This window comes from Streptomyces sp. ICN903 (assembly GCF_022015835.1).
GTDB lineage: Bacteria > Actinomycetota > Actinomycetes > Streptomycetales > Streptomycetaceae > Streptomyces > Streptomyces fenghuangensis.
Map to the genome: position 1 here is coordinate 1 of NZ_JAKMAY010000229.1, position 9,416 is coordinate 9,416.

At 73.3% G+C, this 9,416-nt stretch carries 10 protein-coding genes; 2 read left to right on the forward strand and 8 right to left on the reverse strand.

The features are described from left to right. Positions 1-1,670, forward strand: a 1,670-nt coding sequence (locus L7D48_RS21010; protein ID WP_237881328.1) for a transcriptional regulator, incomplete at its 5' end; no start/stop codon positions are given. Positions 1,671-1,673: 3 nt separating this feature from the next. Further along, positions 1,674-2,228: an XRE family transcriptional regulator gene (locus tag L7D48_RS21015; protein WP_237881330.1), complete on the forward strand. Its 555-nt coding sequence runs from the start codon at positions 1,674-1,676 to the stop codon at positions 2,226-2,228. Between the two features lie 113 nt (positions 2,229-2,341). Here the strand turns inward: L7D48_RS21015 and L7D48_RS21020 are convergent, their stop codons facing one another. From L7D48_RS21020 to L7D48_RS21060, 8 genes are all read right to left on the reverse strand, one after another. Next, positions 2,342-4,750 carry an excinuclease ABC subunit UvrA gene (locus L7D48_RS21020; RefSeq protein WP_237881332.1) on the reverse strand — a complete coding sequence of 803 codons (2,409 nt, stop codon included), beginning with the start codon at positions 4,748-4,750 and terminating at the stop codon, positions 2,342-2,344. Between the two features lie 83 nt (positions 4,751-4,833). Beyond that, complete coding sequence (locus tag L7D48_RS21025; protein WP_237881334.1) at positions 4,834-4,995, reverse strand: hypothetical protein; 162 nt, start codon at positions 4,993-4,995, stop codon at positions 4,834-4,836. A gap of 10 nt (positions 4,996-5,005) precedes the next feature. Then, positions 5,006-5,380 (reverse strand): helix-turn-helix transcriptional regulator, encoded by a 375-nt coding sequence (locus tag L7D48_RS21030; RefSeq protein WP_256463069.1) that lies wholly within the window; start codon positions 5,378-5,380, stop codon positions 5,006-5,008. Positions 5,381-5,883: 503 nt separating this feature from the next. After that, on the reverse strand, positions 5,884-6,294 hold the full coding sequence (locus tag L7D48_RS21040; protein WP_237881338.1) for a VOC family protein: 411 nt from the start codon (positions 6,292-6,294) through the stop codon (positions 5,884-5,886). A gap of 87 nt (positions 6,295-6,381) precedes the next feature. Next, positions 6,382-6,729, reverse strand: coding sequence for a DUF1330 domain-containing protein (locus tag L7D48_RS21045; RefSeq protein WP_237881340.1), 348 nt, complete (start codon positions 6,727-6,729; stop codon positions 6,382-6,384). A 155-nt stretch (positions 6,730-6,884) separates the two neighbouring features. After that, positions 6,885-7,325, reverse strand: a complete 441-nt coding sequence (locus L7D48_RS21050) for a GNAT family N-acetyltransferase (protein WP_237881342.1) — start codon at positions 7,323-7,325, stop codon at positions 6,885-6,887. Positions 7,326-7,401: 76 nt separating this feature from the next. Continuing rightward, a complete protein-coding gene (locus L7D48_RS21055; protein ID WP_237881344.1) occupies positions 7,402-8,085 on the reverse strand; it encodes an ABC transporter ATP-binding protein in 684 nt (227 codons plus the stop codon). Further along, positions 8,082-9,212 (reverse strand): ABC transporter permease, encoded by a 1,131-nt coding sequence (locus L7D48_RS21060; RefSeq protein ID WP_237881346.1) that lies wholly within the window; start codon positions 9,210-9,212, stop codon positions 8,082-8,084. The genes L7D48_RS21055 and L7D48_RS21060 overlap by 4 nt, the downstream gene beginning before the upstream one ends. Positions 9,213-9,416 lie beyond the last annotated feature (204 nt).

Here is a 9,416-nt window from a genome sequence, read left to right on the forward strand (position 1 = left end):
CCGCCGCCGACACCTCCTACCGGCACGGCCCGCTGGCCGTCCTGGACGGCGACGGCCTCGCGTACGGCGCACAGGGCATCGTCCTGGAGTGCCCGGCCACGACCATCCCCGAGTTGGTGGAGTGGACACTGGCCGAATCCGGCCTGGGAGCGCCCCGTCTGCACCGCGCGGGCCGGGACTCCGACCCGCTGATCGTGCTCACCGCCTCCGCGGCGGTCGCGCTCGGTCTGCCCGAGCGCCTGGAAGGACACGAGGCCCGCCGCACCCTGCGCCTGCCCGACGACCACCCGGTGGTCAAACAGCTGACGAAGGCGCGTTGGAAGCTCACCAAACGCGGTTTCGGTCCCTGGGCCCGCGTCTACCGCCCCGCCTCCGAAGGCCGCCGGCAGTGCGTACAGCTGGCGATCCTGTCCTGGGACGCGCTCGACCCACGGGCCTGGCCGGGCGCCGCCGACCTGGAACCGGCCCGGCTCGCCGACGCGCTGGGCCTCTACGCCGCCCGGGTCATCACCCCGCGCGGCTCCACGGCCGTGACCGGCCTGGAGCTGATGACCGCCCTGCGCCCGCCCACCCGCGCCGTGCGGGACGCCGGCAGCGGCGCCTGGGTCTCCGGCCGCAACCCCGGATCGCTGGGCACCGAACCGGTCGACCCCGCCCCGCCCGAGGCGCCCACCGGGCACCCCGTCGCCCAGGGCTGGGAAGGGGGGTTCCTGGACGAGGAGGTCTACCAGTGGGTCCGCGGGGTCGACCTGCTGTCGGACGCCGAATGCCTGCTGCCGTTCGCCGTCGGCCTGGACATCAACACCGCGTTCCTGGCCGCCGCCGCCCGCCTCGCCGTCGGCCTGTCCGGCCCCGAGCACGTCACCCGCCCGGTGTTCGACAAGAAGGTCCCCGGCTGCTGGTACGTGGACCTGTCCCACATCGACCTGGATCCGCGCCTGCCCTCGCCCTTCACCCCCACCGGCGAGCGTCCCGAAGGGCCCGCCTGGTACGCCACCCCCACCGTCGCCTACGCCCAGGAGCTGGGGTACGAGGTCCGGCCGGCCGAGGCATACCTGCGCCGGGAGAGCGGCGCGTACCTCGACCCCTGGCACGACCGGCTCAAGGCCGCCTACCTCGACACCCTCGCCGACCTCGGCGTCACCCGGGACCTCACCGACACCGCCTACCTCGCCGCGATGGAGCGACACCGGCACACCGATCCCGCCCTGGCCATGGTCCTCACCGCGATCAAGGCCACCGTCAAGGGCGGCATCGGCAAACTCCGCGAGCGCCCCCAGGGCCGCCACCACCGCGACGGGGAGCGCTGGCCCGCCCTTCAGCGCCCGACCTGGCGCCCCGACATCCGCGCGGCCGTCATCTCCAGGGCGCGGGTCAACATGCACCGCAAGATGCTCAGGACCGCCGAGGCGACCGGCCTGTACCCCCTGGCCGTGCTGTCCGACTGCGTCGTCTACCCCAGCCCCGGCGACTCGCCGCTGGACTTCCTGCCCCGCACCGCCGCCGGCAAGCCCCTGCCCGGCTCCTTCCGCCTCGGCCCCAGCCCGGGCCTGTGCAAGGTCGAGGGTGTGGCGCAGCTGGCCTGGGCGGTCGATCTGATGGAGCAGGGCTACAACCCCGCCCGCCACATCAAGGACGGCGTCGACGCCGTCCTGGACGAAGGAGAGTGACCCGTGGGGGAGATCGACGACGCCATCGAGCGCGCCGAGGCGGAGACGTTCACCCGCAACCCGCCCAAGTCCCTCCAGGCCCGGATCAACTTCCTGCTGGGCAAGCTCAAGACCACCCGCGCCGTGGCCGCCGAACTCGGGGTGAGCCAGCGTTCGGTGGAGCGCTACCGCAGAGGCGACCGGAAGAACCCGCCCCGGCACATCGCCGACCGCATCGACGCCGCCGTCCGCGCCCGATGGCAGCCCCTGGTGCGCAGGCGCCGCCGCCGCGAGGCCGCCACCACCGGCGGCATCACCATCGAGACCCGCGCCCGCTTCGGCTACTCGGCCCCCATCGGTTCCACCGACGACCCCCGCCTGCGCCGCCTGACCGTCCACCTTCCCCCGGCCTACGCCGACCGCCTCTTCGCCGCCCGGCAGCAGGGGGCCGACGACCGGCAGCTGCGCGACATCGTCGCCGAGGGCCTGCGGGAGGAGTACTTCCGCGACGGCGGCCGCCGCGCCGAACACCTCGACGTCGCCTTCACCGACATCGACTACATCGACGTGTCCTTCTGAACGGCCGTCCGGCCCGCCGCGGCCGCGGCGGGCCGGACCGGAACCGGTGGGGCGGCTCCTCCCGGCCGCCCCGGAAAGGGGCTCCGGCGAGAGGCCCCGGGGAGGTCCTCGCCTCAGGCGCCGACGTAGGCCGCCAGATGCTCGCCGGTGAGGGTGGAGCGGGAGGCGACGAGGTCGGCGGGCGTGCCCTCGAAGACGATCCGGCCGCCGTCGTGACCGGCGCCGGGGCCGAGGTCGATGATCCAGTCGGCGTGCGCCATGACCGCCTGGTGGTGCTCGACGACGACGACCGTCCTCCCGGAGTCCACCAGCCGGTCGAGCAGGCCGAGCAGCTGCTCGACGTCGGCGAGGTGCAGACCGGTGGTCGGTTCGTCGAGGATGTAGACGCCGCTCTTCTCGCCCATGTGCGTGGCCAGTTTGAGCCGCTGCCGTTCGCCGCCGGACAGTGTGGTGAGCGGCTGGCCGAGGGTGAGGTAGCCGAGTCCGACGTCGACGAGCCGGCCGAGGATCCGGTGCGCGGCCGGGGTGCGCGCCTCACCGGAGCCGAAGAACTCCTCGGCCTCCGTCACCGGCATCGCGAGGACCTCGCTGATGTCGCGCCCGCCGAGGCGGTGTTCCAGCACCGACGCCTGGAACCGCTTCCCCTCGCACTCCTCGCAGACGGTGGCGACCCCGGCCATCATCGCCAGGTCGGTGTAGACGACGCCGGCGCCGTCGCAGGCGGGGCAGGCTCCCGAGGAGTTGGGGCTGAACAGCGCCGGTTTCACGCCGCACGCCTTGGCGAACGCCTTACGGATCGGGTCGAGCAGCCCGGTGTAGGTGGCCGGGTTGCTCCGCCTGGAGCCGCGGATGGGCGTCTGGTCGACGCAGACCACGCCGGTGCCGTCGGCCTCCGACCGGCGCAGCAGCGATCCGTGCACCAGCGAGCTCTTGCCGGAGCCCGCCACGCCGGTGACCACGCAGAGCACCCCGAGCGGGATGTCGACGTCGACGTTCCGCAGGTTGTGCGTCGCCGCGCCGCGGATCTCCAGAGTGCCGGAGGGCTCGCGCACCGTCTTCCTGAGGACGGCCCGGTCGTCGAGGTGGCGGCCGGTGAGCGTGTCCGAGGCCCGCAGTCCTTCGACGGTGCCCTCGAAGCAGACGGTGCCGCCGGCCGTTCCGGCGCCGGGACCGAGGTCGACGACGTGGTCGGCGATGGCGATGACCTCGGGCTTGTGCTCGACGACGAGGACGGTGTTGCCCTTGTCGCGCAGGCGCAGCAGCAGGTTGTTCATCCGCTGGATGTCGTGCGGGTGCAGGCCGGTCGTGGGCTCGTCGAAGACGTAGGTGACGTCGGTGAGGGAGGAGCCGAGGTGGCGGACCATCTTCACCCGCTGCGCCTCACCGCCCGACAGCGTGCCCGTCGGCCGGTCGAGCGAGAGGTAGCCCAGCCCGATCTCCACGAACGAGTCGAGGGACTGCCCCAGCGCGGTGAGCAGCGGCGCCACCGAGGCATCTTCGAGGCCGCGGACCCACTCGGCCAGGTCGAGGATCTCCATCGCGCAGGCGTCGGCGATGGAGATCCCCCCGACCTTCGACGACCGGGCCTGCTCACTGAGCCGGGTGCCGTCGCACTCGGGGCACTCGGTGAAGGTGACAGCCCGGTCCACGAAGGCCCGGATGTGCGGCTGCATCGACTCCCGGTCCTTGGAGAGGAACGACTTCTGGATCTTCGGGATCAGCCCCTCGTAGGTCAGGTTGACGCCGTTGACCTTCACCTTGGTCGGCTCGCGGTACAGGAAGTCGTGCCGCTCCTTCCTGGTGTACTCGCGGATCGGCTTGTCCGGGTCGAAGAAGCCCGACTCGGTGATGACCCGTACCACCCAGCCGTCCCCGGTGTAGGTGGGGATGGTGAACGGGCCCTCGGAGAGCGACTTGGAGTCGTCGTAGAGCTGGGTGAGGTCGATGTCGGAGACCGTGCCCCGGCCCTCGCAGCGGGTGCACATGCCGCCGGTGCGGTTGAAGGTCACCTTCTCGGTCCTGGTCTTCTCGGCGCCTCGGTCGACCGTGAACCCGCCGCTCGCCGAGACGGAGGCGACGTTGAAGGAGAACGCGGAGGGCGGGCCGATGTACGGCTTGCCGAGCCGGCTGAAGAGGATGCGCAGCATCGCGCTGGCGTCGGTGGCGGTGCCGACGGTGGAGCGGGGGTCGGCGCCCATCCGCTGCTGGTCGACGATGATCGCGGTCGTCAGCCCTTCGAGCACGTCGACCTCGGGCCGGTTCGGCGTGGGCATGAAGCCCTGGACGAAGGTGCTGTAGGTCTCGTTGATCAGCCGCTGGGACTCGGCGGCGATCGTGTCGAACACCAGTGAGCTCTTGCCCGAGCCGGAGACCCCGGTGAACACCGTCAGCCGGCGCTTGGGGATCTCGATGCTGACGTCCTTGAGGTTGTTCACGCGCGCGCCGTGCACACGGATCAGGTCGTGGCTGTCGGCGGCGTGCGGCTCGGGCGCCCGCGTGTCCGTCCTCGTGGCGGTGCTCATGGTGTCCCCCATCTGTCGGCCGGCTCGTCCCGGCCGGATCCGAGTGTCGTGTGTTTCGTCGTCCGCCGGAGCGGGTCCGGAGCTCACCGCGCGCGGGGCCGGACGAGGCGCGGCACGTCGCCCGCAGGGTCGCGGAAGGCGCGGTCACGCGCCTCCGGGCCGCGGACGTCCCGGCGGAAGGCGGGCGCTTCGTCGCCGTCGTCGGTGGCGACGGCGACGAAGCGCTGCGGCAGCTTGATGCCCATGGGTCTCACGCTACGGACGGGAAGCGGGTTTCGCTTCTCCGTTTCTGACCGGCCGCGTGTGGATCTTCGCGATGCAGGCCGGGACGGCGGCGCCCTCGTCGTGCGGACGGGCCCGGTACGCGCTCGGGCTCTCGCCGACCAGCTCGGTGAACCGCGAACTGAACGACCCCAGCGACGTGCAGCCGACCGCGAAGCAGACCTCCGTCACCGACAGGTCGCCGCGCCGCAGCAGCGCCTTGGCCCGCTCGATCCGGCGCGTCATCAGATAGCTGTACGGTGTCTCGCCGAAGGCGGCGCGGAAGCTGCGGGAGAAGTGGCCCGGCGACATGAGGGCGACGCGCGCCAGCGCCGGGACGTCGAGCGGCTCCGCGTAGTCGCGGTCCATCAGGTCACGGGCCCGGCGCAGCCGGACGAGGTCCTCCAGCGTCACATGTCCACCATCCCACAGCGCCGGGCGCCCCCGGCACCGTTTCCGGCACACGGCGGGCCCGGTACGCGCCCGGGCTCCCACCGGCCGGCCCGGGGGGAAGGGCGGCGGGGGCGCCCGGCGACGGACGGCCGGCCGCAAGGCGGGCTCCGGCGATCCCGGGGACGCCGCGCAGCCGCGCTGCCGCCGCGCGTTCGGCCCGGCGTGCCGTCAGGTACGCGTACGGTGATCTGCCGTAGGCCAGCCGGAACCAGCGGCCGAGGTGCGCGACGGGCACGCCCGCCTCGCGGGCGAGCGCCTCGACGTCCAGCGGCCGCGCGTGCTCCCGGTCGATCCGGTCGCGGACGCGGCGCATTCGCGTGAACTCGCTCAGGCGCTGCGCCTGGACGAGCGCGCGTCTCCAGGCGGGGCGGCACATGGCGGAACTCCTTCCCGTCGGTTCCCGTCGGCGGCCGGCCGGCTCAGCGCAGTTCCTGGACGCGGACCAGGTTGCCCGCGGGGTCGCGGAAGGCGCAGTCGCGGACGCCGTACGGCTGCTCGACCGGTTCCTGTACGACCTCGGCGCCCTCGGCCCGCACCTTCTCGAAGGTGCCGTCGAGGTCCGGTGTGGCCAGCTGGATCCAGCCGTAGGTGCCCTTGGCCATCATCTCGGTGATGGTGCGGCGCTCGTCCTCGGTGATCCCGGGGTCGGCGGCGGGCGGCGCCAGAAGGACGGAGGTGCCGGCCTGGCCGGCGGGGCCGACGGTGATCCAGCGCATCCGGCCCTCTCCGACGTCGGTGCGGACCTCGAAGCCGAGGATGTCGCGGTAGAAGGCCAGGGAGGCCTCCGGGTCCTCGTGCGGAAGGAAGACGGTGTGAATGGTGATGTCCATGTGGTCAGGCTAGGCACGGCCGTGCGGCCCGGGCTTCTCGAATCCTGACCGGTTCCCGGCCGCCCCGGCTCGTCCGGCTCGTCCGGCTCACCCGGCGGGCGGGGCCTCCCGCATCGCCCGTGCGGTGGAGGCCGGGTCGTATCCCTCGGCGACGCCCTCGACCAGGATGATGTCGCCGGCGATGTGCCGGGAGCGCAGCGGTGCGATCTCCCGGTAGGCCGGCGAGTCCCACCAGGCCCGCGCCTCGTCGATCCCGGGGAAGCCGATCACCACGACGTGCCCGGGCCAGCTCCCCTCCTTCACCTCGTGCTGGGTGCCGTGCACGAGGAAGCGGCCGCCGTACGGCTCGAAGGTGGCGGGGATGCGCTCGATGTACTCGGCGATCTCCGGGTGCGGGGCCGCTTCCCGCAGATGGGCTATGGCGTAGGCGGGCATGGCGTCCTTCCGGTCGGTCGGGTTCTCCGTACGGGGACGATCCTGGCAGCCGGACGCGCCGGGGGCGATTACCCGCCGGGTAATCGCCCCCGGGCAGCAGCAGGAGGAGCCGCCGCCTCGGCCGGGCCGCACCGCAGGAACGTCGCCGTCGGCTCTCAGGCGGGCTCGCGCACCATGAACACGTCCACCGGGCCCTCGGTCTCGAGGGTGAAGCCGTGCCGTTCGTAGAGCCGCCGGGCCGAACTTCCCCGCAGCACGTTCAGCCGGACGAGGACGCCATCGCGGTCGCACTGCTCCAGCAGCCCGCGCAGCACGCCCGAGCCGATGCCCCTGCCCTGCAGACGCGGGGCCAGATAGAAGTGCTCCAGCCAGTGGGCGTCCCCGGCCCGGCGCAGCGCCACGCAGCCGGCGAACGCGCCGTCCACCTCGATCACCCAGGTGTGCGCCGGGTCGAAGCCGTCCCGCAGCCGCTGCCGCACCCGCTGTTCGTCGTACCGCCCGAGCCGTTCCAGGTCGTCCCGCAGTACCAGGGCGCGCAGCTCGGCCGCTTCCGCGGCGTCCGCCGCCGAGGCCTGCCGAATATCCCAGTCCACCATGGCCGCCACGCTAACCCGCCGGATCCGCGAGGTCGCCCTGTCCCCGGCCCCTGTGACGGCCGGGAGAACGTGCGGCCTATCGGGCCGCGGAGGGCAGGCGCAGACGCCCGTCGTGCATCTCGGCGACCCGGTCGGCCGCGGTGAGGTGGGCGCGGTCGTGGGTGACCAGGACGGTCGCGGTGGCCTGCCGGTGGGTGAGACGGGTGATCAGGTCGACGACGGCGGCACCGCGTTCGTGGTCCAGGGCGCTGGTGGGCTCGTCGACCAGGAGCACGGTGGGGTCGTTCATCAGGGCGCGGGCGATGTTGACGCGCTGGCGCTGGCCGCCGGAGAGCTGATGGGGGCGCCGGCCGGCCCGGTCGGCCAGGCCGACGGCGTCGAGCAGCTCCATGGCCCGGGTGCGGGCCCCGGACGGGGACCGTCCGTCGATCCGCGCCATGACCTGGAGCTGTTCGACGGCGGTGAGGGAGGGCAGCAGGTTGGGCTGCTGGAAGACGATGCCGATCTTTCGGCGGCGGAGTCCGGCGAGCTCGGCGCGGGTCATGCCGGTGGTCGTGGTGCCGTCGACGGCGACGGTGCCGCGGTCGGGGGTGATGAGGGTGGCGGCGACCGCCAGCAGGCTGGACTTTCCCGAGCCCGATGGGCCGACTACCGCGGTGATGCTGCCCCCGGGCACATCCAGGGTGACACCGTCGAGGGCGGTCAGGCGGGAGTCGCCGTCGGGGTAGGTCAGGGTGACGTCGGTCAGGTGCAGGCTCATCGGGCGCTCCCCAGGGCGGTCAGCGGGTCGACGGAGGTGATGCGGCGGATGGACAGGGCGGCCCCGAGCACCCCGAGCCCGGTCATCACGGCGGCCGGGACGAGGACGGTGGCGGGCGTGAGCAGGAAGGGCACGTCCATGCCGGAGACGAGGGAACCGACGGCCGCGGCCGCGCCGGTGCCGATCAGGGTGCCGCCGGCCAGCAGGACGACGGCCTGGCCGAGAGCGTCCCCCAGCAGGGTGGCGGTGGAGGCGCCCAGGGCCTTCAGCACGGCGATGTCACCGCTGCGCTGGATGGTCCACACGGTGAAGAAGGCGCCGACGACCAGGGCGGAGATCACGAACAGGAAGCCGCGCATCAGCCGCAGGGAGCCGTTCTCGGAGGCGTAGGAGCCGATCGCGGACAGGGAGTCGTCCCTGGCGACCGTCCTGGTGCCCGCCGCCCGGTCTGCGGCCTCGACATCGGCGGCGGAGGTGGTGTTCAGGGCGATGACGGTGGCCGCCGGTCCGTCGGCCCCGCCCGCGGGAGGCGCGATCTCCCGCCAGAATCCCAGGCCGGTCCAGACGACCGGGGTGTGGCTGAAGAAGGCGTCACCGCTCACGGCGGCGACGGTCGCCCGCCGCCCGGCGAGGGTGAACGCGTCGCCCACCGCGAGGCCGAGATCGTGTGCGACGGTGGCGGACAGGACCACCGCGTCCTCGGGCCCGCCGCTCAGCCCACCGCCGGGCCCACCGCCGGGCCCGCCGTCGGGCCCGCCGTCGGGAACGAGCGCGGAGCCGGGCCGGACGCCGAAGACGGACACCCCTGCGCTCCTTCTCCCGGTGGCCGCCTTCGTGGTGGTGATGCCCAGCGGCTCGGCGCCGCGCACGCCGGGCGTCCGGGCCCACCGCCGCCACTGCCGCTCGGTGACGGTGGAGTCCGCGTACGACGGCTCCCCGCCCTCGTCCGGTGCCGCGAAGGCGATCGCGTCGGCGGGCAGGGAGGTGATCGCGGAGACGTTCTGCCGGCCCAGGCCGGCGGTCAGGCCGGACAGCAGCCCGACCAGCAGGGTCATCAGCACGATGACAGCGCCCATCAGGGCGAAGCGCCCCTTGGCGAACTTCAGGTCTCTCCACGCTACGAACACGGTGCTGCCCGCCCTTTCAGAGGACACCGGGGAAAGCGGTGTGCCCCCACTCTCGGCCGCCGCCCCCGGGGCGGGCATCCGGCCCAGGGTGGCAATCGGCGAACCGGAAGGCGGCGTGCCGGTTCCAACTTTCGACAGAGGCCGGGCCAGGGGTCGCCTTCTTAGGATGGAAGGACTGTGAACACCGCCGCCCCCGCCCCGACC